22 protein-coding genes are annotated in these 25463 nt (G+C 62.8%); 18 read left to right on the forward strand and 4 right to left on the reverse strand.

Annotated elements, in window-relative coordinates:
• The first annotated feature begins 66 nt into the window (after positions 1–66).
• Both ligA and def read left to right on the forward strand, forming a co-directional pair.
• Positions 67–2139 carry an NAD-dependent DNA ligase LigA gene (gene ligA, locus PW947_RS27030; protein ID WP_299635437.1) on the forward strand — a complete coding sequence of 691 codons (2073 nt, stop codon included), beginning with the start codon at positions 67–69 and terminating at the stop codon, positions 2137–2139.
• Positions 2136–2669 (forward strand): peptide deformylase, encoded by a 534-nt coding sequence (gene def / locus PW947_RS27035; RefSeq protein WP_299635438.1) that lies wholly within the window; start codon positions 2136–2138, stop codon positions 2667–2669. Before ligA ends, def begins: the two co-directional genes overlap by 4 nt.
• Positions 2670–2791: 122 nt before the next feature.
• Here the strand turns inward: def and PW947_RS31290 are convergent, their stop codons facing one another.
• The 4 genes from PW947_RS31290 to map form a co-directional block, all read right to left on the reverse strand.
• Positions 2792–3541, reverse strand: a complete 750-nt coding sequence (locus PW947_RS31290) for a pseudouridine synthase (protein ID WP_366146149.1) — start codon at positions 3539–3541, stop codon at positions 2792–2794.
• Between the two features lie 149 nt (positions 3542–3690).
• Positions 3691–4830 (reverse strand): hypothetical protein, encoded by a 1140-nt coding sequence (locus PW947_RS31295; protein ID WP_366146150.1) that lies wholly within the window; start codon positions 4828–4830, stop codon positions 3691–3693.
• Between the two features lie 229 nt (positions 4831–5059).
• The gene (locus PW947_RS27045; protein ID WP_299635440.1) at positions 5060–7639 is read right to left on the reverse strand and encodes a [protein-PII] uridylyltransferase; all 2580 of its coding nucleotides are present in this window, start codon (positions 7637–7639) and stop codon (positions 5060–5062) included.
• Positions 7640–7666: 27 nt separating this feature from the next.
• Positions 7667–8482 carry a type I methionyl aminopeptidase gene (gene map, locus PW947_RS27050; protein WP_299635441.1) on the reverse strand — a complete coding sequence of 272 codons (816 nt, stop codon included), beginning with the start codon at positions 8480–8482 and terminating at the stop codon, positions 7667–7669.
• 574 nt (positions 8483–9056) lie between these two features.
• Here map and rpsB point away from each other — a divergent pair.
• The 16 genes from rpsB (at position 9057) to PW947_RS27130 (ending at position 25413) form a co-directional block, all read left to right on the forward strand.
• Positions 9057–9809, forward strand: coding sequence for a 30S ribosomal protein S2 (gene rpsB, locus PW947_RS27055; RefSeq protein WP_299635442.1), 753 nt, complete (start codon positions 9057–9059; stop codon positions 9807–9809).
• Positions 9810–9985: 176 nt separating this feature from the next.
• Positions 9986–10867: a translation elongation factor Ts gene (gene tsf / locus PW947_RS27060; protein ID WP_299636037.1), complete on the forward strand. Its 882-nt coding sequence runs from the start codon at positions 9986–9988 to the stop codon at positions 10865–10867.
• Between the two features lie 234 nt (positions 10868–11101).
• Complete coding sequence (gene pyrH, locus PW947_RS27065; RefSeq protein WP_299635443.1) at positions 11102–11815, forward strand: UMP kinase; 714 nt, start codon at positions 11102–11104, stop codon at positions 11813–11815.
• Positions 11816–11915: 100 nt separating this feature from the next.
• A complete protein-coding gene (gene frr / locus PW947_RS27070; RefSeq protein ID WP_299635444.1) occupies positions 11916–12476 on the forward strand; it encodes a ribosome recycling factor in 561 nt (186 codons plus the stop codon).
• A 61-nt stretch (positions 12477–12537) separates the two neighbouring features.
• A complete protein-coding gene (locus PW947_RS27075) occupies positions 12538–13320 on the forward strand; it encodes an isoprenyl transferase (protein WP_299635445.1) in 783 nt (260 codons plus the stop codon).
• Positions 13314–14141 (forward strand): phosphatidate cytidylyltransferase, encoded by an 828-nt coding sequence (locus PW947_RS27080; protein ID WP_299635446.1) that lies wholly within the window; start codon positions 13314–13316, stop codon positions 14139–14141. Before PW947_RS27075 ends, PW947_RS27080 begins: the two co-directional genes overlap by 7 nt.
• A gap of 10 nt (positions 14142–14151) precedes the next feature.
• Positions 14152–15357 carry a 1-deoxy-D-xylulose-5-phosphate reductoisomerase gene (locus PW947_RS27085; protein ID WP_299635447.1) on the forward strand — a complete coding sequence of 402 codons (1206 nt, stop codon included), beginning with the start codon at positions 14152–14154 and terminating at the stop codon, positions 15355–15357.
• 7 nt (positions 15358–15364) lie between these two features.
• Complete coding sequence (rseP, locus tag PW947_RS27090) at positions 15365–16786, forward strand: RIP metalloprotease RseP (protein ID WP_299635448.1); 1422 nt, start codon at positions 15365–15367, stop codon at positions 16784–16786.
• 67 nt (positions 16787–16853) lie between these two features.
• Positions 16854–19166 (forward strand): outer membrane protein assembly factor BamA, encoded by a 2313-nt coding sequence (gene bamA, locus PW947_RS27095; protein ID WP_299635449.1) that lies wholly within the window; start codon positions 16854–16856, stop codon positions 19164–19166.
• A 52-nt stretch (positions 19167–19218) separates the two neighbouring features.
• Positions 19219–19755 carry an OmpH family outer membrane protein gene (locus PW947_RS27100; RefSeq protein ID WP_299636039.1) on the forward strand — a complete coding sequence of 179 codons (537 nt, stop codon included), beginning with the start codon at positions 19219–19221 and terminating at the stop codon, positions 19753–19755.
• 19 nt (positions 19756–19774) lie between these two features.
• On the forward strand, positions 19775–20854 hold the full coding sequence (lpxD, locus tag PW947_RS27105; protein ID WP_299635450.1) for a UDP-3-O-(3-hydroxymyristoyl)glucosamine N-acyltransferase: 1080 nt from the start codon (positions 19775–19777) through the stop codon (positions 20852–20854).
• A 393-nt stretch (positions 20855–21247) separates the two neighbouring features.
• Positions 21248–21709, forward strand: a complete 462-nt coding sequence (gene fabZ / locus PW947_RS27110; protein WP_299635451.1) for a 3-hydroxyacyl-ACP dehydratase FabZ — start codon at positions 21248–21250, stop codon at positions 21707–21709.
• Positions 21710–21813: 104 nt separating this feature from the next.
• Entirely contained in the window at positions 21814–22602 is a 789-nt protein-coding gene (lpxA, locus tag PW947_RS27115; protein WP_299635452.1) for an acyl-ACP--UDP-N-acetylglucosamine O-acyltransferase, read from the forward strand.
• 2 nt (positions 22603–22604) lie between these two features.
• Positions 22605–23777 (forward strand): lipid-A-disaccharide synthase, encoded by a 1173-nt coding sequence (lpxB, locus tag PW947_RS27120; RefSeq protein ID WP_299635453.1) that lies wholly within the window; start codon positions 22605–22607, stop codon positions 23775–23777.
• The gene (rnhB, locus tag PW947_RS27125; RefSeq protein ID WP_299635454.1) at positions 23774–24553 is read left to right on the forward strand and encodes a ribonuclease HII; all 780 of its coding nucleotides are present in this window, start codon (positions 23774–23776) and stop codon (positions 24551–24553) included. The genes lpxB and rnhB overlap by 4 nt, the downstream gene beginning before the upstream one ends.
• Before the next feature lie 77 nt (positions 24554–24630).
• Positions 24631–25413, forward strand: coding sequence for an RNA methyltransferase (locus PW947_RS27130; RefSeq protein ID WP_299635455.1), 783 nt, complete (start codon positions 24631–24633; stop codon positions 25411–25413).
• The last annotated feature ends 50 nt before the right edge of the window (positions 25414–25463 follow it).

Consider the following 25463-nt stretch of genomic DNA (forward strand, 5'->3'; position numbering starts at 1 on the left):
CTATCTCACCGATCACGCTTCCTGCGATAATTGGACGTCTGATTTCACTGGCGACTTTTCCGCAGCATGGCCCGAAACCCCGTCACTCCCACCGCTTCCAGCGACACGCCGGCTTCGCCTGCGGAGCAGGCCGCCGCTTTGCGCGCGGAACTCGAACGCGCGAATCACGCGTACTACGTGCTCGACCAGCCGGATTTGCCCGACGCGGAATACGACCGTCTGTTCAAGGCGCTCCAGCAGATCGAGGCGGACCATCCGGATCTGATCACGCCCGACTCGCCGACGCAGCGCGTCGGTGGCGAAGCGGCGAGCGGTTTTTCGCCGGTCGTCCACGACCAGCCCATGCTGTCGTTGAACAACGGCTTTGCCGACGAAGACATCGTCGCGTTCGACAAACGGATCGCCGACGCGCTGGGCAAAAGCCCGGAGCAGCCGGTCCAGTACGCGGCGGAACTGAAGTTCGACGGCCTCGCTATCTCGCTGCGTTACGTGGACGGCCGTTTCGTCCAGGCGTCCACGCGCGGCGACGGCACGACGGGCGAAGACGTCACCGAAAACGTCCGCACGATCCGCTCGATCCCGTTGACGCTCAAGGGCAAGCGCGTGCCGCACATGCTCGACGTGCGCGGCGAAGTGCTGATGTTCAAGCGCGATTTCGAGCGGCTCAACGAACGTCAGCGCAACGCCGAACAGCGCGAGTTCGCGAATCCGCGAAACGCGGCGGCGGGCAGTTTGCGCCAGCTCGATTCGAAGATCACCGCGCAACGGCCGCTGTCGTTTTTCGCGTACGGCATCGGCGTGCTGGACGGCATCGAGATGCCCGCAACCCATCGCGATCTGCTCGACTGGTACGCGGAACTCGGCTTGCCGGTGAACGGCGAGCGGGCGGTCGTCGATGGCGCGGACGGCTTGCTGGCGTTCTTCGCTGCGGTCGGCAAGAAGCGCGATGCGCTGCCGTACGACATCGACGGCGTGGTGTACAAGGTGAACCGCCGGGACGAACAGGACACGCTGGGTTTCGTCTCGCGCGCGCCGCGTTTTGCGTTGGCGCACAAATTCCCGGCCCAGGAAGCATTGACGACGCTGATCGCGATCGACGTTCAGGTGGGCCGGACCGGCGCAATCACGCCGGTCGCGCGGCTCGAACCGGTGTTCGTCGGTGGCGCGACCGTGACCAATGCCACGCTGCATAACGAGGACGAAGTTCGTCGCAAGGACATTCGTATCGGCGACACGGTGATCGTCCGGCGCGCGGGCGACGTGATCCCCGAAGTGGTCGGTGCGCTGCTGGATCGACGGCCCGAAGGCGCGTCGGAATTCGTGATGCCGATCGAATGTCCGGTGTGCGGTTCGGCGATCGAACGTCTGCCGGACGAAGCGATCGCGCGCTGTTCGGGCGGCCTGTTCTGCCCGGCGCAGCGCAAGCAGGCGCTCTGGCACTTCGCACAACGCCGCGCGCTCGATATCGACGGTCTCGGCGAAAAAATCATCGACCAGCTGGTCGATCAAAATCTGGTGCGCACGCCGGCCGATCTGTTCAATCTCGGTTTTTCGACGCTCGCCGAACTCGACCGTTTCGCGGAAAAGTCCGCGCAAAACCTGCTCGACTCGCTCGACACGGCGCGCAAGACCACGCTCGCGCGTTTTATCTATGCGCTCGGCATCCGGCACGTCGGCGAATCGACGGCCAAAGACCTCGCAAAGCACTTCGGTTCGCTCGATCCGATCATGGATGCGACCGTCGAACAGCTGCTCGAAGTCAACGACGTCGGGCCGGTCGTCGCGGCGTCCTTGCATCAGTTTTTTGCTGAAGACCACAATCGCACGGTGATCGACCAGTTGCGCGCGCCGGGCAAGGTCGAATGGGTGGAAGGGCCGCCCGCGCCGAAGGCGCCGCAAGGCGTGCTGGCCGGCAAGACGGTGGTGTTGACCGGCACCTTGCCGACGTTGGGCCGTGACGAAGCGAAGGAAATGCTCGAAGCGGCGGGTGCGAAGGTTGCGGGTTCGGTGTCGAAGAAGACGGACTACGTGGTGGCAGGCGCCGACGCGGGCAGCAAACTCGTGAAAGCAGAGGAACTCGGCATTGCCGTGCTCGACGAAGAGGGTATGCGCACGCTCCTGGAGGGGCATACAACATGATTCGTGAAATTCTCAAGATGGGCGATCCGCGTCTGTTGCGCATCGCCGCGCCGGTCGATCGTTTCAACACGCCCGAACTGCACGCGTTGATCGCGGACATGTTCGAGACCATGCATCACGCGAACGGCGCGGGACTCGCCGCGCCGCAGATCGGCGTCGATCTGCAACTGGTGATCTTCGGTTTTGGTCAGAACGAGCGCTATCCCGATGCGCCGCCGGTGCCCGAAACCGTGTTGATCAACCCGAAGATCACGCCGGTGTCGCAAGACATGGAAGAGGGTTGGGAAGGCTGTCTGTCGGTGCCGGGTTTGCGGGGTGCCGTGAGCCGGTTTTCGATGATCCGCTATCACGGCTTCGACCAGTTCGGTAACGCGATCGACCGCGTCGCGGAAGGTTTCCACGCGCGTGTCGTTCAGCACGAATGCGATCACCTGATCGGCAAGCTGTATCCGATGCGGATCAACGACTTCGCAAAGTTCGGCTTCACCGAAGTGCTGTTCCCGGACATGGACCCGAATAGCGACGATTGATCGTGGCGGCAAATCCGCTTCACGTCCCATCGGCGCGCCGGTGACGGCGGATAAAAAAAGCCCACGCAGTGCGTGGGCTTTTTTTCATCTGACGCCGAAGGTCAGTCGAACCGTCGAGACACTTAGAACGATTCGTCCGCCGACAGATAACGCCATTGTCCCGGCGGCAACGCGCCGAGCAGCACGTGACCCATCCGGACGCGTTTGAGGCCGACCACTTGCAGGCCGACCAGCTCGCACATCCGGCGAATCTGGCGTTTTTTGCCTTCGCGCAGCACGAAACGCAATTGCTCGCCGTTTTGCCAGCTCACCCGAGCGGGCTTCAGTGGCACGTCGTCGAGCGACAGGCCGTGGCACAGCAACGCGAGGCTTTCCGCCGGGAAATGCTGGTCCACTTCCGTGTGCACGTCGTCGTAGCTGACGCGCACCAGGTATTCCTTGTCCACGTCCGAATGGCCGCCGATCAACTGCTTCGCGACCCGGCCGTCTTGCGTCAGCACCAGCAAACCGGTCGAGTCGATATCGAGGCGTCCGGCCGGCGCCAGCTGGCGCAAGTGCAAAGGCATGAAATGGATATCGGAATGATCGCCTTCCCAACGATTTTCCGGCGTGACCAGCGTGATTGCCGGCTCGTAACCGTCTTCGGCCTGACCGGACACGAGTCCGACCGGCTTGTGAATCAGGATCGTGACCTGTTGCGACTGGAATGCTTGCGCGGCCGCGTTGATCTCGATCTTTTGATCCGGGCGAACCTTGGTGCCGAGCGTGTCGATCACGACGCCATCGACGGTGACCCAGCCTTTTTCGATCCATTCGTCGGCTTCGCGGCGCGAGCACATGCCCAATTCGGACATCAGCTTCGACAGACGCAGCGAGCCGGGTGCGTCTTCACGCTGCGGCCTGAAACCGTCGTCGCGCGGTGCGGACGATGCCGACGGTGCGCGCGGCGGCTTCTGGTTGAAGCGTGCCGGGCGATCGAATTCTTCCTCGACCTCAACCCGCTTGACCGGTTTGCCCGGTTTTACGAAAGCCGGGCGCTCGCCTTCGGGGCGCGGGCCGCGCTCTCCGTCGAAACGACGCGGTGCGCGATCGCCTTCCGGACGCGGTCCGCGCTCGGTTGTCGTAAACGGACGTGCGGGGCGGTCGCCGTCACGGCGCGGCGGACGCTCGCTGTCGAAACGACGCGGTGCGCGGTCGCCTTCGGGACGCGGGCCGCGCTCGCGGTCCGACGAAAACGGACGTGCGGGGCGGTCGCCGTCACGGCGCGGCGGACGTTCGCTGTCGAAACGACGCGGTGCGCGGTCGCCTTCGGGACGCGGGCCGCGGTCCGACGAAAACGGACGTGCGGGACGGTCGCCGTCACGGCGGGGCGGACGTTCGCTGTCGAAGCGGCGCGGTGCGCGGTCGCCTTCGGGACGCGGACCACGATCCGACGAGAACGGACGTGCCGGACGATCGCCATCGCGACGCGGCGGACGATCACCTTCGGGACGCGGACCCCGATCCGACGAAAACGAGCGTGCCGGACGATCGCCATCACGACGCGGCGGACGATCACCTTCGGGACGCGGACCCCGATCCGACGAAAACGAGCGTGCCGGACGATCGCCATCGCGGCGCGGCGTACGATCACCTTCCGGACGCGGACCACGATCCGACGAAAACGAACGTGCAGGGCGGTCGCCGTCACGACGCGGCGGACGATCACCTTCGGGACGCGGACCCCGATCCGACGAAAACGAACGCGCCGGACGATCGCCATCGCGACGCGGCGGACGATCACCTTCAGGACGCGGACCACGATCCGACGAGAACGAACGCGCCGGACGATCGCCGTCACGACGCGGCGGACGATCCCCATCGGGACGCGGACCACGATCCGACGAGAACGAACGCGCCGGACGATCGCCATCGCGACGCGGCGGACGATCACCTTCGGGACGCGGACCCCGATCCGACGAAAACGAACGCGCCGGACGATCGCCGTCACGACGCGGCGGACGATCACTTTCGGGACGCGGACCACGATCCGACGAGAACGAACGTGCCGGACGGTCGCCATCGCGACGCGGCGGACGATCACCTTCCGGACGCGGGCCACGATCCGACGAGAACGGACGTGCCGGACGATCGCCGTCGAACTTGCGCGGCGGTCGGGCATCACCCGACGCGCGGTTGCCGCCGGCAAAGGATTTGCCGCCCGAAGGCCGCTTTGCGTCACCCGCTGCGCCCTGGCCGGCCCGCGGCGGACGGTCGCCGCGAGGCGCGTCCGCTTTGGGGCCCGTCGGGCGGGTCGGCTTGCGTCCGGACGTCGTGCCGGTGCGAACCGGGGCGCGTTCGGACGAAGCCGGACGCGGGTGCTTGGCTGTCAATTTGACTCGCATGAAATCTCACACTGCGATCGCGCGCAGTAGTTCCGTTTCGACCTGAATTTGCAGGCGGTTGTTGGAAAGGCCGTGTCCGTCCAGCAGGAACACGTCCTCGACGCGTTCGCCGAGCGTGTTGATCCGCGCCGCATGGACGCCGACCCGGTGCTCGGCCAGCACGCGCGCGATCGAATAAAGAAGGCCCGGCCGGTCGTTCGCCGACACGGACAGGATGTAGTACTGACCGCGTTCATCGGCCCGCAGGTCGACGCGCGGCGTCACAGGGAAGGTCCGCGAAAGGCGCGATAAACGGCCCTTCGACGGTTCGGGTAGCAAGGTGCCGTCGGCCGTGAGCCGCGCGGCGAGTTCCTGCTCCACCAGATTCGCTATATCGCGATAATGCACGTCCTGTTCGGTATGCGCGACCAGAAAGTTGTCGATTGCGTAGCCGTGACGGGTCGTGCTGACACGTGCATCCAGTACCGACAGCGCATTCCGGTCGAAATACGCGCAAATTTCGGCAAACAGGTCAGGACGGTCCTTCACATACACCAGAACCTGTAAGGCTTCGCCGATCGGCGACGGACGGGCTCGGACAATCGGCGTCGGTGTATCGATGTGACGGTACAAAACCCGCGTTTGCCACGCGATATCCGACGCGTCGTGCCGCAGAAAATACCCGATGTCGAGTTTGTCCCACAGCGCGCGATGCGCGTTTTCCGGCACCGTTTCGAGCCGCAGCAGCGCAAGCGCTTCTTCCTGACGCGTTTTCAGCTCCGAATGCGCGTCGGGACGGGCGCCGCCGAGCACGGCAAGCGTCGCGCGATACAGGTCTTCCAGCAGCTTGCCCTTCCAGTTGTTCCAGACTTTCGGGCTGGTGCCGCGAATATCGGCCACCGTCAGCAGATACAGCGCCGTCAGACGCCGCTCGGTGCCGACCTGCGCGGCAAACCGGCGAATCACTTCCGGGTCGCTGGTGTCCTGCTTCTGCGCGACCTGACTCATCGTCAGATGTTGCTCGACCAGCCACACCACGAGATCGGCGTCTTCGTCTTCGATACCGTGATCGCGGCAAAAATGACGCGCGTCGGCCATGCCGAGTTGCGAGTGATCGCCGCCACGACCCTTGGCGATATCGTGGAACAGCGCGGCGACGTACAACACCCACGGCCGCTCGAAATTGACGATCAGCTGGCTGCAGAACGGATATTCGTGCGCGTGTTCGGCGACCGCGAAGCGGCGCAGGTTACGCAGCACCATCAGGATGTGCTGGTCGACCGTGTACACGTGATAGAGGTCGTGCTGCATCTGTCCGACGATGCGTCGGAAATTCAGCAGATACCGGCCCAGCACGCTGGTCTGATTCATCAGGCGTAGTGCGTGGGTGACGCCGGCCGGTTCTTTAAGAATGGCCAGGAATAACCGCTGGTTTTCCGGATCACGGCGCCACGCGCGATCCATCCGGTCGCGGGCGTTGTAGATTGCGCGCAGCGTGCGCGCCGACAGCCCTTTGACGCCCGGCGTCTGCTCGTACAGCAGGAACGCTTCGAGGATCGCATTCGGCTCGCGCTCGAACACGTCGTCGCTGGCGATTTCGAGCATGCCCTGTTTTTCGACGAAGCGGTCCGACAGCACGCGTGTGATGCCGCTCGTGCTCGGAAACAGTTGCGCCTCGATGTTCTGGATCAGGATGGTCGCGAGCTGCGTGACCGCTTTCGCGGCCCAGTAATAGCGGCGCATCAGCTGTTCGCTGGCGCGCTTGGTCGCGGTGGCCTTGTAGCCGAGACTATCCGCGACCGGCGTTTGCAGGTCGAACACCAGAATGTCCTGACGACGCCCGGCCAGCACGTGCAGCCGTGCGCGCAGCGATTTCAGGAAGCCTTCGTTGCGGCTCAGTTCGCGTGCTTCGCGCTCGGTGATCAGGCCGCGTGCTTCGAGTTCGCGCCACGAACTGCCGAACCCGGCCGCCTGGGTGATCCACAAAATCAGTTGAAGATCGCGCAGGCCGCCCGGGCTTTCCTTGATATTCGGTTCCAGCGCATACGGCGTGTCCTGGAACTTGGCGTGACGTTGACGCATTTCCAGGACTTTGGCCTGGAAAAACGAGCGCGGATCGAGCGCCGCGCGGTAATGCGTCGCGAAGCCTTCGAACAGCGGCGTGCTGCCGGTGATCCGGCGCGCTTCGAGCAGCGAAGTGCGCACGGTGACGTCGTTCTCGGATTCTTCGAGGCACTGCGACACGCTGCGCACGCTGCTGCCCAGCTCCAGACCGAGATCCCACGCGAGACCGATAAAGCGCTCGATGCGCGCTTCCAGATGCTCGACGGGCTCGTCCGGCAGCAACACGAGGATGTCGATGTCGGAATGCGGCGCGAGTTCGCCGCGCCCGTAGCCGCCGACCGCAAGCAGCGCCAGTTCGTGCGGCAGATCGCACGCGTTCCACGCCTTGCGCAACGTGTTGTCGGTGATGCGCGCGAGCGTCTGCATCAACGGATCGACGTTGGTCGACGCCTTGAAACGCTCCAGCAGCCGGTTTTTGGCTACCTTGTAGTCCGCTTTGAGCGAGGTGGCATCGGGAGGGGCGACGGCGGAAACACTACTCATAAGCGGGCGGCGAAAGGGCGGTGACGGTCAGGCTGCGGTGGTGACGGCAACGATGGGCGGACGCGCAGGCGTTCCCGCCGACACGGTCAGCACGTCGTAACCGGTTTCGGTGACGAGCACGGTGTGTTCCCATTGCGCGGACAGGCTGCGGTCCTTGGTTTTCACGGTCCATTGATCGGGCATCGTGCGGATGTCGCGGCGGCCGGCGTTGATCATCGGCTCGATCGTGAAAATCATGCCGGCTTGCAGTTCGAGCCCGGTGCCGGGGCGGCCGTAATGCAGGATCTGCGGATCTTCGTGGAACACGGTGCCGATGCCGTGGCCGCAATATTCGCGCACCACGCTGTAGCCTTTGCCTTCGGCGTGCTTCTGGATTGCATAGCCGATATCGCCGAGATGCGCACCCGGGCGCACCTGGTCGATGCCGATCCACATGCATTCGAAGGTGGTTTGCACCAGCCGCTTCGCCATGATCGACCCTTCGCCGACGATGAACATGCGGCTCGTGTCGCCGAAATAGCCGTCCTTGATCACGGTGACGTCGATATTCAGCGCGTCGCCGTTCTTCAGCGCCTTTTCACCGGGAATGCCGTGACAGATCACGTCGTTCACGGAAATGCAGGTGGCTTTCGGGTACGGCGGATAGCCGGGCGGCTGATAGTTCAGCGGCGCGGGCACCGTGCCCTGTTCCTTGAGCATGTATTCGTGACACAGACGGTCGAGTTCGCCCGTGGTCACGCCGGCCTGAATATGGGGCGTAATGAAATCCAGCACCTCGCTGGCGAGGCGGCAGGCGACGCGCATCTGCGCGATATCGTGTTCGTTTTTGAGCGTAATAGCCATGAGTCGGGCCTGAAATGCGATTATTTCGGGATTATCGCACCATCTGTCTGCTGCCGCAGGCTTTTGCGAGCGGTGCGGGATGGCTGGCGGCGTTGTCGGCGGGGCTTTCGGGCGATCCCGGCAGGCTGCGGTAAATCATGCCGCAGCGCTGTTTGGCAGATGGGGATCGATCATTGCGCGGAAGGTGCAACCCGGTTGTGCGACAGGCGATCCAGCCGGTTGAGTCTACCGATAGTCACGTGCTATAATCTTTGGCTAAGTCGCCAGTTGCGCGCATTTTTTGTGCGTGTGATTCATGGGTTTGACATCGGCGCAATCCGAAAATGTTGCGGATTCAGGTTCGGGAAAACCGGGTCGAAGGTTCGTGCGGATTGTGTGGTGCGCGGTGGAATGAATGACGGCTCGAAGCGGTGGTTGCCTACGCTGCGGGTCGGGTAGTAAAGCAGTATCTCAGGCAACCAATTCGCAAGCCGGCGCACCCAGGGTGTCGGTCGCGCTGAACGACCCGAAATAGCGGGCGCGGCGCGGTCGATACGGCAGCCGGCTTAAGACCCAACCCTCGCGGAGAATTCTCATGGCAGTTACCATGCGCCAAATGCTGGAAGCCGGTGTCCACTTCGGTCACCAAACGCGCTTCTGGAACCCGAAGATGGCCCCCTTCATCTTCGGTCATCGCAACAAGATTCACATTATCAACCTCGAAAAGACGCTGCCGATGTACAACGACGCACTGAAGTACGTGCGTCAGCTGGCAGCCAATCGCGGCACGATTCTGTTCGTCGGTACGAAGCGTCAATCGCGTGACACGATCGCTGAAGAAGCGGCGCGCGCAGGTATGCCGTACGTCAACGCACGCTGGCTCGGCGGCATGCTGACCAACTTCAAGACGCTGAAGGTATCGATCAAGCGCCTGAAGGACATGGAAGCAGCAGTTGAGTCGGGCGAAACCGAACGCATGAGCAAGAAGGAAGCGCTGCTGTTCGAACGCGAAATCGCCAAGCTGCAAAAGTCGATCGGCGGCGTGAAGGACATGGGCGGCATTCCTGACGCGATTTTCGTCGTCGACGTCGGTTACCACAAGATTGCTGTCACCGAAGCGAACAAGCTCGGCGTGCCGGTTATCGCCGTGGTCGACACGAACCACTCGCCGGAAGGCATCGACTACGTCATCCCGGGTAACGACGACGCGAGCAAGGCTGTCGCGCTGTACACCCAAGGCGTGGCCGACGCGATCCTGGAAGGCCGTGCGAACGCAGTGAACGAAGTGGTTGTTGCTGCTCGCGGCGGTGACGGCGACGAGTTCGTCGAGGTCAACGCGGAAGCGTAAAGCTGCCCCGTGTCCGGCAAAAAAGGGGGCTTTCTACAGGCCCCCTTTTTTTAAGTCGCGGCACTTTGCTGTTTAGCGGGTAGGGCGGGTAAAAATACTCGCTGCAGCGGAAACGAATTCTTGTCGCCGGCATCGAATGCGGGCGACGTGTGAAAGACAGACCCAAGGAGCGAATGATGGCGGCAATTACCGCAAGCATGGTTGCAGAACTGCGCGGCAAGACCGATGCGCCGATGATGGAATGCAAGAAGGCGCTGACGGAAGCCGACGGCGATATGGCGCGCGCTGAAGAGCTGCTGCGCGTGAAGCTGGGCAACAAGGCCAGCAAGGCAGCATCGCGCGTGACGGCTGAAGGCGTGATCGCATCGTTTATCGGCAGCAACGCCGGCGCGATCGTCGAACTGAACTGCGAAACCGACTTCGTTTCGAAGAACGACGACTTCCTCGCATTCTCGAACAAGATCGCTGAACTGGTCGCTACGCAAAACCCGGCTGACGTCGCTGCGCTGTCGGCACTGCCGTTCGAAGGCTCGACCGTCGACGCGGTCCGTCTCGCACTGGTCGGCAAGATCGGTGAAAACCTGTCGATCCGCCGTTTCGTGCGTTTCGAAACGTCGAACAAGCTGGCAGCGTACCTGCACGGCACGCGTATCGGCGTGCTGGTCGAGTACACCGGCGCGGACGAGCAGGTCGGCAAGGACGTGGCGATGCACATCGCTGCAATGAAGCCGGTTTCGCTGTCGGCTGACGAAGTCCCGGCAGATCTGATCGCCAAGGAACGCAGCATCGCTGAACAGAAGGCTGCTGAATCGGGCAAGCCGGCTGAAATCGTCGCCAAGATGGTCGACGGCAGCGTGCAGAAGTACCTGAAGGAAGTGTCGCTGCTGAACCAGACGTTCGTTAAGAACGACAAGCAGACGATCGAACAGATGCTGAAGGCAGCAAGCTCGAGCGTGCAGAAGTTCGCGCTGTTCGTGGTCGGCGAAGGCATCGAGAAGAAGCAGGACGACTTCGCAGCTGAAGTGGCCGCGCAAGTGGCTGCTGCAAAGCAGCAATAAGCGGTACCGCAGTACAGTAGCAAGTTTGACCCGCGGCGCAGCAAGACTTCGCCGCGGTCGGCAGCGCCGCAAGGTCGCGCGCGGATCGATCTCCGTGTCGCGGCCGCCTGGCGCGGTCCGGGCCAAACCGTGAGCGTTTTGTCCGGCCGTGAATTTGGCGGCGCTTGCCCGAATCAGCATTTCACCCCTACAGTTCCACGTTGTTGCCCTAATCTGCGCGATCCGGATACCTCTATGCCCACTGCCTACAAACGCGTCCTGCTTAAACTCTCCGGCGAAGCCCTGATGGGCGATGATGCCTTCGGCATCAATCGCGCGACGATCGAAAGAATGGTTGCGGACGTGGCCGAAGTGGTCCGAATGGGCACGCAACTGGCCGTCGTGATCGGTGGCGGCAATATTTTCCGCGGCGTCGCGGGCGGTGCGGCCGGTATGGACCGCGCCACGGCCGACTACATGGGTATGCTCGCCACGATGATGAACGCGCTCGCGCTGCAGGATGCGATGCGCCACGCGGGCATCGAAGCGCGCGTGCAATCGGCGCTGCGCATGGATCAGGTCGTGGAGCCCTACATTCGCCCCCGCGCGATCCGCCAGCTCGAAGAAGGCCGGGTCGTGATTTTCGCAGCCGGTACCGGCAACCCGTTCTTCACGACGGATACGGCCGCTGCACTGCGCGGCTCGGAAATCGGCGCGGAAGTCGTGCTGAAAGCGACCAAGGTCGACGGCGTGTATTCGGCTGACCCGAAGAAAGATCCGACGGCGACGCGCTACACCACGATCAGCTTCGACGAAGCGATTGGACGCAATCTTCAGGTGATGGACGCGACGGCTTTTGCGCTGTGCCGCGACCAGAAACTGCCGATCCGCGTTTTTTCGATCGTCAAGCCCGGTGCGCTCAAACGAATCGTGCAAGGCGAGGACGAAGGCACGCTCGTCCACGTGTAAACTCTCGTTCACATAACGTGGGCTTTGACGCGAGCCCTGGCCGCCGCCCGCACTGCGCGCAGGCCGGCTCGCACCGTTTTGAAGGTTCGGAGGTTTAAAAATGTCTGTGGCTGATATCAGAAAGAGCGTCGATCAAAAAATGCAGCGCTCGATCGAAGCGTTCAAGACGGATCTGTCGAAGATCCGTACGGGCCGTGCCCACACGGGCCTGCTCGACCACGTCCAGGTCGATTACTACGGTTCGCCGGTACCGATCTCCCAGGTCGCGAACATGACGCTGATCGATGCACGCACGATCGGTGTGCAGCCGTGGGAAAAGAAGATGGTGCCGGTCGTCGAAAAGGCGATCCGCGACTCCGATCTCGGCCTGAACCCGGCTACCCAGGGCGATGTGATCCGCGTCCCGATGCCCGCGTTGACCGAAGAACGCCGCCGCGAGCTGACCAAAGTGGCCAGGGGCGAAGCCGAGTCGGCCAAGATCGCGGTCCGCAATTTGCGCCGTGATGCGAACGAGCAACTGAAAAAGCTCGTCAAGGACAAGGAAATCTCGGAAGACGACGAGCGTCGCGCCGTGGATGACGTCCAGAAGCTGACGGACAAGTTCGTGACCGAAATCGACAAGATGGTCACGACCAAAGAAGCCGAGATCATGACGGTCTGAGGCCGTCCGGCTTCCGTCTTTCTGTTCTCACTTCTTTTTGGCAGCTATTGTCCCGACGGCCATGACCTATACCAGCTCAACCGTTCGCGTGCCTGATGTCGCGGCGGTGCCGCGTCATATCGCGATCATCATGGACGGCAACGGCCGTTGGGCAACGCAACGCCGGCTGCCGCGCGTAGCGGGTCACACGCGCGGCGTCGACGCGGTGCGTGCGGCCGTCGAATCCTGCGCGCGACGCGGCGTCGAATATCTGACGCTGTTCGCGTTCAGCTCCGAAAACTGGCGTCGTCCGAACGAAGAAGTGTCGTTCCTGATGCGCCTGTTCGTCACCGCGCTGGAGCGCGAAATCGGCAAGCTGCACGCCAATGGCATCCGCCTGCGCGTGGTCGGCGACGTGTCGATGTTCAATACGCGCATTCAAGACCTGATTCGCCGCGCCGAAACCAAAACGGCACGCAACACCCGCCTGACGCTGACCATCGCCGCCAATTACGGCGGGCGCTGGGACATCATGCAGGCCGCGCAAAAGCTCGCTGAGCAAGCCGCGCAAACCGGCCAGGCCGAAGAAATCACCGAAGAATCCTTCGCCGACCATCTGGCTATGGCTTACGCGCCGGAACCGGACCTGTTTATCCGCACCGGCGGCGAGCAGCGCATCAGTAACTTCCTGCTGTGGCAACTCGCTTACACCGAGTTCTATTTCACCGACGTCTTCTGGCCCGACTTCGATGCCGACGCGCTCGGTCATGCCATCGCCTCTTACACAGAGCGTGAGCGCCGTTTTGGCCGCACCAGCGCTCAGCTCGAACCGCAATCGCAAAACGTCGATTCGCTTCCATGCTAAAAACCCGTGTTATCACGGCGATCATTCTGTTGGCCGTGTTCTTGCCGGTCACGCTGTTCGCGCCGATCGGCGCATTCGGCGCACTGATCGCCTTCGTCGTCGTATTCGCTGCGTGGGAATGGGCGCGTCTGCTGAAGTTGAGCGGCGCGGGTCCCGTCGTCTATGCGCTGGTCGCGGCTGTCGCGCTGGTCGCAAGCACGCGGCTCGGCATCGGCCTGACGCCGGCGTTGCCGTTTTTCGAAGCGTCGTCGATCTTCTGGATTCTGGTCGGGCCGTTCGTACTGCGTCGCAAGCCTGTGCTCGCGCAAGGTGCATGGCGCATGTTCCTGCTGATCGCCGGGATTATCCTGTTCGTGGCCTGCTGGCACGCGCTGGTGGCGGCCCGGATGACCGGCGTGCCGTTCGTGCTGTCCCTGCTGCTAGTGGTGTGGCTGGCCGATATCGGCGCATACTTCGCCGGTAAGGCGTTCGGGCGCAACAAGCTTGCGCCGTCTATCAGTCCCGGCAAGACCTGGGAAGGCGCGCTGGGCGGCTGGCTGATCGTCATGATTGTAGGTGGAACGGCTGCGTTTCTGCATACGTTCGAGCCAACCCTGTATTCTGCGCTGCTGGAGCGCCTCGGCGCGTTCCGCGCGCTGGTTGCGCTGACGTTGCTGGTGGTTTTCAGCGTCGTCGGCGATCTGTTCGAGTCGATGATGAAACGTCAGGCCGGGGTGAAAGATTCCAGCGGTCTGTTGCCGGGGCATGGCGGTGTCCTCGATCGCATCGACGCATTGTTGCCCGTGTTGCCGCTAGCCATGCTAGTGCTGCAACTCGGCTAGAGAAAGAGATATGCAAAAACGTCTGACACTGCTCGGTTCCACGGGCTCGATTGGAGACAGCACGCTCGACGTCGTCGCGCGTCATCCGGAACGCTTTTCGGTCTACGCGCTCACCGCGCATCGCAATGGCGACAAGCTCGTCGAGCAATGCCTGCGCTTCAAGCCCGAAGTCGCCGTCGTCGGCGATGCCGACACCGCGGCGAAGGTCGCGGCGCGACTGCGCGAAGCGGGCAGCACCACTGAAGTCACCTACGGCCCGCAATCGCTAGTCGACGTGTCGGAAAACGACGCGTGCGACACCGTGGTCGCGGCGATTGTCGGCGCGGCGGGTCTCGCGCCCAGCCTCGCGGCCGCACGTGCCGGCAAGCGCATCCTGCTCGCCAACAAGGAAGCGCTGGTGATGTCCGGCGCGATCTTTATGGACGCGGTGCGCGACAACGGCGCGGTCTTGTTGCCGGTGGACAGCGAACACAACGCCATCTTCCAATGTCTGCCGCGCGAAGCCGCGCTGCACGGTGGCGTATCGAAAATCATCCTGACTGCGTCGGGCGGCCCGTTCCGCATGCGCGAACCGTCGACGCTCGCGAACGTCACGCCGGAAGAAGCGTGCAAGCACCCGAACTGGGTGATGGGCCGCAAGATCTCGGTCGATTCCGCGACGATGATGAACAAGGGTCTCGAAGTCATCGAGGCGCACTGGCTGTTCAGTCTGCCGGGCGAACGGATCGAAGTGCTGATTCATCCGCAAAGTGTGATTCATTCGCTGGTGTCGTACGCGGACGGTTCGGTGCTCGCGCAACTCGGCAACCCCGACATGCGTACGCCGATCGCGCACGCGCTCGCGTTTCCCGAGCGTGTCGATTCCGGCGTCGCGCAACTCGATCTAGCCGAGATCGCGTCGCTGTCGTTCGAAAAGCCCAATTACACGCGGTTCCCGTGTCTCGCGCTCGCCATGAAGGCGCTGGCCGAAGGCGGCCTCGCCAGCGCAGCGCTGAATGCAGCTAACGAAGTCGCCGTCGATGCGTTCCTGTCGCGCAAGATCGGTTTCATGGCCATCGCCGAAGTCGTGGATTCCGTGCTGAACGCATTGCCGAACGGTAGTGCGCACGCGCTGGAAGACGTGATTGGCGCCGACGCCGCCGCGCGTCGCGCCGCGACCGACATCATCGAGCGTCTGCCGGTAGACGCTCGTCGCCCGGAACGCGCCATCCAGTGAGGCGCACATGAATCTGCTGATCGAAATCGTTGCCTTCGCCGTCGCGATCGGCGTGCTGGTGGTCGTCCACGAGTACGGCCATTACAGCGTCGCGCGTCTGTGCGGCGTGAAAGTGCTGCGCTTTTCGATTGGCTTCGGCAAACCGCTGCTGCGCTGGGTCAGCCCGAAAACGGGCACTGAGTGGACGGTCGCGGCATTGCCGCTGGGCGGTTTCGTGAAGATGCTCGACGAGCGCGAAACCGAACGGCAGATTCCGCCTGAAGATCTGGAGTACGCGTTCAACCGGAAATCGGTTGCACAACGGTTCGCGATCGTCGCGGCCGGACCGGTGGCTAACTTCATTCTCGCCATCGTGCTGTTCGCGGTGGTGTTCGGCACAGGCGTGTCCGAGCCTGCGGCAATCGTTGCGGCGCCGGCATCGAACACCGCCGCCGCGCGCGCCGGTTTCGACGGCGGCGAAACCATCGTTGCCGTGCGCGATGCAGATGGCGATAACGCGAGCCAGTCGTCGCCGGTCCGTTCGTGGTCCGACTTGCGCTGGAAGCTGCTCGGCGCGGCGTTCGACCATAAGCGTCTGGTGTTGAGCGCGAAGGACGGGCGCGGCACGTTCGATTTCCCGCTCGACCTGAGTGGGATCACGGACAAGGACGTCGACGACGACTTCATGTCGAAGCTGGGCTTCGAGCCGGGCGGCGGCAAGCTGATCGTGGCGGGCGTGCAGCCGGGCAGCGCGGCCGAGCGTGCGGGTCTGAAGGCCGGCGATCGTCTGCAGGCCGTCGATGGCGCGCCTGCCGACAACGCTACGGCGTTTATCGGCTACATCAAGGCGCACGCCGACAAGCCGGTCACGCTGCGAATCGAGCGTGGCGCGCCAGCCGATGCGCGTAGCGACACGGCGCAGGCCACGGCCGGCGAGACCAAGGATATTGCGATCGTGCCGCTCGCGCAGCGCGACGACGCAACCGGGCAGCAGGTCGGCCGGATCGGCGCGGAACTCGCGACGCACGTGCCGTCGATCGACGTCCGTTATGGTCCGGTCGAGAGTGTCGAACTGGGTGCGCGACGCACGTGGGATCTTTCCGTTTATTCCATCAGAATGTTCGGCCGGATGGTCATCGGCGAGGCTTCTTTAAAGAATCTGTCAGGCCCAGTAACGATTGCAGACTATGCAGGTAAGAGTGCGCGGCTCGGCCCATCGGCATTCCTGTCGTTTCTGGCGCTGATCAGTATCAGCCTCGGCGTGCTGAATCTGTTACCGATTCCCGTTTTGGACGGGGGTCATCTGTTATATTATTTGGTTGAAGCTGTAACCGGCAAAGCCGTTTCGGATCGATGGCAGCTTGTGCTTCAAAGAGCGGGGCTTGTCTGTATCGTCGCACTGTCGGCGATCGCGCTTTTCAACGATCTGGCTCGTTTAATCCATTTTTAAATTGTCCGGCGGCGCTCACGATGGCGACCGTCCGGCCTGATGCAGCTATACACACTGGGGAAGCACGTTGTTTAAACCTCATCGCTTTGTTCCTAAGACGGTTGTAGCCGCGGCATTCGCCGCTCACGGGCTGGTGGCTCACGCGACGACACCTTTCAAGGTGCAAGACATCCGGATCGAGGGGTTGCAACGCGTCGAGCCGGGTACCGTGTTCGCGTACCTGCCGATCAAGCAAGGCGACACCTTTACGGACGACAAGGCCTCGGAGGCCATCCGCGCACTTTACGCAACGGGCTTCTTCAACGACGTCAAGATTGCAGCCGAAGGCAGCGTCGTCGTGGTCCAGGTTCTCGAACGTCCGGCTATCGGCACGATCGATTTCTCCGGCATCCATGAGTTCGACAAGGACAACCTGACCAAGGCATTGCGCGCGGTCGGTCTGTCGCAAGGTCGTTACTACGACAAGGCACTGGTCGACAAGGCCGAGCAGGAACTCAAGCGTCAGTACCTGACGCGTGGTTACTACGCAGCCGAAGTCACCACCACGATTACGCCTATCGACCGCAACCGCGTGTCGGTGCTGTTTTCGGTGGCGGAAGGTCCGAGCGCGAAGATCCGTCAGATCAACTTCATCGGCAACAAGGCGTTCAGCACCGGTACGCTGCGCGATGAAATGCAGCTGTCCACGCCGAACTGGTTCTCGTGGTACACGAAGAACGACCTGTACGCGAAAGACAAGCTGACGGGCGACCTCGAAAACGTTCGTTCGTACTACCTGAATCGCGGTTACCTCGAGTTCAGCATCGAATCGACCCAGGTGTCGATCTCGCCGGACAAGAAGGACATGTATCTGACCGTCGCCTTGCACGAAGGTCAGCCGTACACCATTTCGAGCATCAAGCTGGCCGGCAATCTGCTGGACCGCGAAGCCGAACTGAACAAGATCGTCAAGATCAAGTCGGGCGACCGCTTCTCGGCCGAAAAGCTGCAGGCCACCACCAAGGCCATCGTCGACAAGCTCGGCGAATACGGCTATGCGTTTGCGACGGTCAATGCGCTGCCGCAGATCGATCAGGAACATCACACGGTCGATCTGACGCTGCAAGTCGATCCGAGCCGCCGCGTGTATGTGCGCCGGATCAACGTGGTCGGCAATACGCGTACGCGTGACGAAGTGGTGCGCCGCGAAATGCGCCAGCTTGAAAGCTCGTGGTTCGATTCGAACCGTCTCGCGCTGTCGAAAGACCGGATCAACCGTCTGGGCTACTTTACCGATGTCGACGTGACGACCACGCCGGTCGAAGGTACGCCCGACCAGGTCGATGTCGATGTGAAGGTTGCTGAAAAGCCGACGGGCGCGATCACGCTTGGCGCGGGTTTCTCGTCCACCGACAAGGTCGTGCTTTCGGCCGGTGTGTCGCAAGACAACGTGTTCGGTTCGGGTACGAGTCTCGCGGTCAACGTGAACACGGCGAAGACGTACCGTACGCTGACGGTCACGCAGGTCGATCCGTACTTCACGGTCGACGGCATCAAGCGTATTACCGACGTCTATTACCGCACGTATCAGCCGCTGTACTACTCGACGGATTCGAGCTTCAAGATCGTGACGATCGGTGGCGACCTGAAGTTCGGCGTGCCGTTCTCCGAAGTCGACACCGTTTATTTCGGCGCCGGCCTCGAACAGAATCAGCTCGACGTCGACAGCACGACGCCGGCTTCGTACAAGCAATACGTGCAGGATTTCGGCCGCGTGTCGAACAACGTGCCGCTGACGATCGGCTGGTCGCGCGACGCGCGTGACAGCGCGCTGGTGCCGAGCCGTGGTTACTTCACGCAGGCGAACGCCGAATACGGCACGCCGATCGGCAGTACCCAGTACTACAAGGCCGACTTGCAAGCGCAGTACTATTATTCGTTCTCGCGTGGCTTCGTGCTGGGCTTCAACCTGCAGGGCGGTTACGGTAACGGTCTCGGCGGCAAGCCGTATCCGATTTTCAAGAACTACTACGCGGGTGGTATCGGTTCGGTGCGGGGCTACGAGCCGAGCTCGCTGGGTCCGCGCGACAACACCACGAACGACCCGATCGGTGGTTCGAAGATGCTGGTCGGTAACATCGAGTTGACGTTCCCGCTGCCCGGCACCGGTTACGACCGTACGCTGCGCGTCTTTACGTTCCTCGATGGCGGTAACGTGTGGGCCGATGCAAGCGCGGCGGCGACGTCGATTGGCTCGAACGGTCTGCGTTACGGCTATGGTGTGGGTCTCGCGTGGATCTCGCCGATCGGCCCGCTCAAGCTCAGTCTGGGCTTCCCGCTGGTCAAGCATACGGGCGACCAGTACCAGAAATTCCAGTTCCAGATCGGGACGGCATTCTGATTGGACGGCCGGGTCAAGAACCCGGCCTCTTCACTGTATCGAGAGGATGACTTTGCTAACCGGTAAGTTTTCGAAACGTCTGGCATGCGCGCTGGTGCTGGCGGCAACTGTTGGCGCTGGCATGGCGCACGCGCAGGAAGCGCGGATCGCGGCCGTCAACTCCGACCGCATCCTGCGCGAATCGGTCACCGCCAAAGCGGCGCAGACCCGGCTCGAAGCGGAGTTCGCCAGTCGCAGCAAGGCGCTGGCCGACCTGGCGCAGAAGCTGAAAACGGATTCCGAGAATCTCGACAAGAACGGCGCGACAATGTCGGCATCGGCGCGTGCGCAGGCGCAGAGCGAACTGTCGGCAACCGACAGCACGTTCCAGCGCAAGCAACGCACGTATAACGAAGATCTGAACCAGCGCCGCAACGAGGAACTGGCTGCGGTGCTGGATCGTGCGAACAAGGTGATCAAGCAGATCGCCGAGCAACAGCACTACGACCTGATCGTTCAGGAAGCGGTGTATGTCAGCCCGCGCATCGATATCACCGATCAGGTGCTGAAGGCGCTTGCGGCGTCGGGCAGTGGCAACGGCACCAACTGAAAGCAGGAGCAGTACACGCATGGCATTCAAGCTCGAGGACATCGTCCAGCAGTTCGGCGGTGAAATAGTCGGAGATCGCACACAGCAGGTGGGCAGTCTCGCGCCGCTCGATCAGGCCGGCCCGAACCAGCTCGCGTTCCTCGCGAACCCGAAATACCTGTCGCAGGTCGAGACGACGCGCGCGGGTGCCGTGCTGATCAACGCGAACGACCTCGCCAAAGTCACTGCGCGCGACGGCCGTAACTTCATCGTCACACCCAATCCCTACGCTTACTTCGCGCGCATCGCTCAGGCGTTTATCGACATGAGCACGCCGAAGCCGTCGCCCGGCGTTCACGCCAGCGCGACGATCGACCCGTCCGCCACCATCGCCGCGAGCGCAGTGATCGGTCCGAACGTGACGATCGAAGCGGGCGTGGTGATCGGCGAAAACGTGCGGCTCGACGCGAATGTGTTCGTCGGCCGTGGCACGAGCATCGGTGCGGGTTCGCGTCTGTATCCGAACGTCGCCGTCTATCACGGTTGCAAACTCGGCGAGCGCGCAATCGTGCAAGCGGGCGCGGTGATCGGTTCGGACGGTTTCGGCTTCGCGCCGGATTTCGTCGGCGAAGGCGACGCGCGCACAGGTAGCTGGGTCAAGATTCCGCAAGTGGGCGGCGTGTCGATCGGGCCTGACGTCGAAATCGGCGCCAATACCACGATCGATCGCGGCGCGATGGCCGATACGATCATCGAAGAATGCGTGAAGATCGACAATCTCGTGCAGATCGGCCACAACTGCAAGGTTGGGGCCTACACGGTCATCGCCGGCTGTGCGGGGATCGCGGGCAGTACGACCATCGGCCGCCATTGCATGATCGGCGGGGCGGTGGGCATTGCCGGCCACGTCACGCTGGCGGATTATGTGATCGTCACGGCCAAATCGGGCGTGTCGAAGTCGTTGCTGAAGCCTGGCATGTACACGAGCGCATTTCCGGCCGTGGATCACGCCAGCTGGAACAAAAGCGCGGCATTGCTGCGCAACATCGACAAATTGCGCGAGCGGATCAAGGCACTCGAAGCCTCGGCCGCCGCGAACGGCTCCGGCGACAAAGCCTGAGTTCGTGACTGGGTTTGCGTGGCGTGCGCCGGATACGGCAAGGGTAACCGGCCACATCCGGCACGCTACATCGCGTCATGCCGCGTCGTTATGCTCCGTCTTGGGGCACGCGGAGCGGCATCGGCCGCATTCTCAGGTTGGTCCCAGGTAGCGCGCGGACGGTAATCGCATCATCATCGCGCAGTATCCGGCGGTCTGTGGGCCTGGCCCGTCTCGCCGGAGTTGGATGGTAGTGATCGCGGTAGAGCTTGCGTCAGAAGTCGCAGCAACACAGCACAAACCGAGCGCGTACCCGACCGGTACACATCGGGCAGGCATCAGGCACGCGGCGCCACCTGCCTTCTTCAGCGTCCGCAGTCATCATCGCGCAGTCAATGCGTGAGCAGAAATACCATGAGCACCGAAAAAATCAATCTCGACATCCATAACATTCTCAAGCTGCTGCCGCATCGCTACCCGATCCTGCTGGTCGACCGGGTGCTCGAACTCGAGCCGCACAAAAGCATCAAAGCGCTGAAGAACGTGACGATCAACGAGCCGTACTTCATGGGCCATTTCCCGAACCGTCCGGTGATGCCGGGTGTACTGATTCTGGAAGCGCTCGCCCAGACGGCAGCGTTGCTGACGTTTTCGGAAGAGCCGCACGATCCCGCGAACACGCTGTATCTGTTCGTCGGCATCGACAACGCGCGCTTCAAGCGCGTGGTTCAGCCAGGCGATCAGCTGATCCTGAACTGCACGTTCGAGCGCCATATGCGCGGCATCTGGAAGTTCAAGGCACGGGCGGAAGTGGACGGTCAGGTGGCGGCAGAAGCCGACCTGATGTGCGCAGTCCGCAACGCAGATAGCGAATAACGCGCAGCAGCGGGCATATCGAGGCGCGCCAGCAACGGATGACCGGTCAGCGGCCAGGTCGCGCGGCATCCAGGTCAATGCAACAGTTTCAGAAGCGAGGACGCATGAGCAGGATTCATCCTACTGCGATCGTCGAGCCGGGCGCACAACTCGACGAGACCGTCGAAATCGGACCGTACGCGATCGTCGGTCCGCACGTGACGATCGGCGCACGCACGACGGTCGGTTCGCACAGTGTGATCGAAGGTCACACGACGATTGGCGAAGACAACAAGATCGGTCATTACGCGTCGGTCGGCGGTCGTCCGCAAGACATGAAGTACAGGGACGAGCCGACCCGGCTCGTGATCGGCAACCGCAACGTGATCCGCGAGTTCACCACGATCCACACCGGCACGGTGCAGGATTCGGGCGTGACCACGCTCGGCGACGATAATTGGATCATGGCGTACGTTCACCTCGGTCACGACTGCCACGTCGGCAGCAACGTGATCCTGTCGAGCAATGCGCAAATGGCCGGCCACGTGACGATCGGCGACCACGCGATCGTCGGCGGCATGTCGGGCGTGCACCAGTTCGTGCGGATCGGCGCGCATTCGATGCTCGGCGGCGCTTCGGCGCTGGTGCAGGACATCCCGCCGTTCGTGATCGCCGCGGGCAACAAGGCGGAACCGCACGGCATCAACGTCGAAGGTTTGCGCCGTCGCGGTTTCTCGGCGGAAGCGATCTCGGCGCTGCGCACCGCGTATCGGGTGCTGTACAAGAACGGCCTGTCGCTCGAAGAAGCGAAGCTGCAACTGCGTGACCTCGCGTCCGCAGGCGGCGACGGCGATGCTCCGGTGCAGGCGTTGCTGGCCTTCGTCGAAGCGTCGCAGCGCGGCATCATCCGCTGACGATGGCGCTTCAACCCACTCCGCTGCGGCTTGCAATGGTGGCCGGCGAACCATCCGGCGACCTGCTCGCGGCGTCGCTGCTCGGCGGCCTCGCGAGCCGTTTGCCGGAGGGCACGCAGTACTACGGCATCGGCGGCCCGCGCATGAACGCGACCGGTTTCGACGCGCATTGGCCGATGGAAAAGCTGACGGTGCGCGGCTATGTCGAAGCACTGAAGCATATTCCCGAGATTCTGGGCATCCGCAACGACCTGAAGCGTCAATTGCTGGCCGAACCGCCGGCGGCGTTCATCGGTGTCGATGCGCCCGATTTCAATTTCGGGCTCGAGCATCCGCTGCGCGACGCCGGTATCCCGACCATCCATTTCGTCTGTCCGTCGATCTGGGCGTGGCGGGGCGGGCGCATCAAGAAGATCGCGAAAGCGGTCGATCACATGATGTGCGTGTTCCCGTTCGAAACCGCGCTGCTCGAAAAAGCGGGCATTTCGGCGTCGTATGTCGGCCATCCGCTGGCTGACGAGATTCCGCTGGTGCCCGATACGCTGGCCGCGCGCCGCACGCTCGGCATTGCCGAAAGCGGTCCGGTGATCGCGGTGTTGCCGGGCAGCCGGCGTTCCGAAATCGAGCTGATCGGACCGACGTTTTTCGACGCAATGGAATTGATGCAGCAGCGCGAGCCCGGTCTGCGCTTCGTGATGCCTGCGGCGACGCCGGCGCTGCGCGCGTTGCTGCAACCGCTGGTGGACGCGCATCCGAATCTCGCGCTGACCTTGACCGAAGGTCAGTCGCAGGTCGCGATGACGGCCGCCGACGCGATTCTGGTCAAAAGCGGCACGGTCACGCTCGAAGCCGCGTTGCTGAAAAAGCCGATGGTGATTTCGTACAAGGTGCCCTGGTTGACCGGCCAGATCATGCGTCGTCAGGGGTATCTGCCGTACGTGGGGCTGCCGAACATTCTGGCCGGGCGTTTCGTCGTGCCGGAAATTCTTCAGCATTTCGCGACGCCGGAAGCGCTTGCCGAAGCCACGCTGACGCAGCTTCGCGACGAAGCGAACCGCCGTACGCTCACCGAGATTTTCACGGAAATGCATCACGCGCTGAAGCAGAACACCGCGCAGCGCGCCGCTGAAGCCGTGGCGCGCGTGCTGGAAACGCGCGGCAAGGTGCGCGCGTGACCGACGTTCGCTTCTCGCGCAAGGCAGCTGCGGCCGCGGCTGCACTCGCGCAATCCGGGCTGAATTTCGATTCTCCGGACGAAATCGTTTGTGGCGTCGATGAAGCCGGGCGAGGCCCGCTGGCTGGTCCGGTAGTCGCGGCGGCGGTGATTTTCGATCCGTCGCGCCCGATGATTCGCGGGCTCGACGATTCGAAGGTGCTCAGCGCGAAGAAGCGTGACGAGTTGTACGACAAGATCGTCGATCGTGCGCTCGCGTATTGCGTGGCATCGGCAACGGTCGAAGAGATCGACACGCTCAATATCCTGCACGCCACGATGCTCGCAATGAAGCGCGCGGTGGAAGGACTGTCGGTCGCGCCGACGCTCGCGAAAATCGACGGTAATCGCTGCCCGACGCTCAGTATCCGCAGCGAAGCGATTATCGGCGGCGACGCGAAGGTGAAGTCGATTTCGGCGGCGTCGATTCTCGCCAAGGTCACCCGCGACCGGATGCTGCTGCAATTGCACCAGGAATTTCCGGTCTACGGTTTCGACGCGCATTCCGGCTACGGCACGCCGCAGCATCTGGCGGCGTTGCGCGAGCATGGACCGTGCGCGCATCACCGGCGCTCGTTCGCGCCGGTACGCGAGGCGCACGTGCGCTTCGGCTTGCGTACCACGGCGTCAGGCGACGCGCTCGTGATGCCGGTGGCGCCCGCCATCGTGCAGACAGTGGAATGGACCCTCGACGACGATCCGTTCGACGAAACCGGTCGCCACGCCAAACCATTCTGATCTTTGCCGGAGCGTGGTTCGACACTACGCTTCGACTGTTCTCCGCTTCACCCCCTTGATAAAGCCTCAGGCCGCCCGTGAAAGCCATCACATCACGCGATAACCCGCTCTACAAGCGTCTGAAGGCGCTCGCCGGCTCGACGCACCAACAGCGCCGCAGCGGCCACGCGCTGCTCGAAGGTTTCCATCTCGCCAGCACCTATCTCGACGTGGCCGGACAGCCGGAAACCTGCATCGTCACCGAAGGCGCGCTGCGTCACGACGAAGCGCAGGCGATCGTCGCCCGCATCGACGAACATCGGATCGTGACCTTGCCGGATGCGTTGTTCGGTCAGTTGTCGAACGTGGTGCACGGCGTCGGCATTCTGCTGGTGGTGCCGAAACTCGACGCGGCATTGCCCGAACGCGTGACGCAGACCTGCATGGTGCTCGACGGCGTTCAGGACGCGGGCAATGTCGGCTCAATCCTGCGCAGCGCGGCGGCCGCGGGCGTGCAGCAGGTGTTTTGCGCGCCGGGAACCGCATACGCGTGGTCGTCTAAAGTGTTGCGCTCGGGGATGGGCGCGCATTTTCTGCTGCAGGTATTCGAGGACGTCGAACCGCAGGCGGTGATCGCGCGTCTCGGCGTGCCTGTTGTCATCACGGATTCGCACGGCGCAGCCGCTATTTACGATTGCGATCTGGCGCGGCCGCTGGCCTGGGTGATGGGCAACGAAGGCGCGGGCGTGTCGCAAATCTGGCGCGATGCCGAGCCGTTGCGCGTGACGATTCCGCAACCGGGCGGGATGGAGTCATTGAACGTCGCCGCGGCTGCGGCGGTGTGCCTGTTCGAGCAATGCCGCCAGCAGCGCGTGAGCTGAGCGCAAACACTCGTGCAGTAAAAAAGCCGCTGACGTGGGACGTCAGCGGC

The organism is Paraburkholderia sp. (genome assembly GCF_028283785.1).
Classification (GTDB): Bacteria; Pseudomonadota; Gammaproteobacteria; order Burkholderiales; family Burkholderiaceae; genus Paraburkholderia.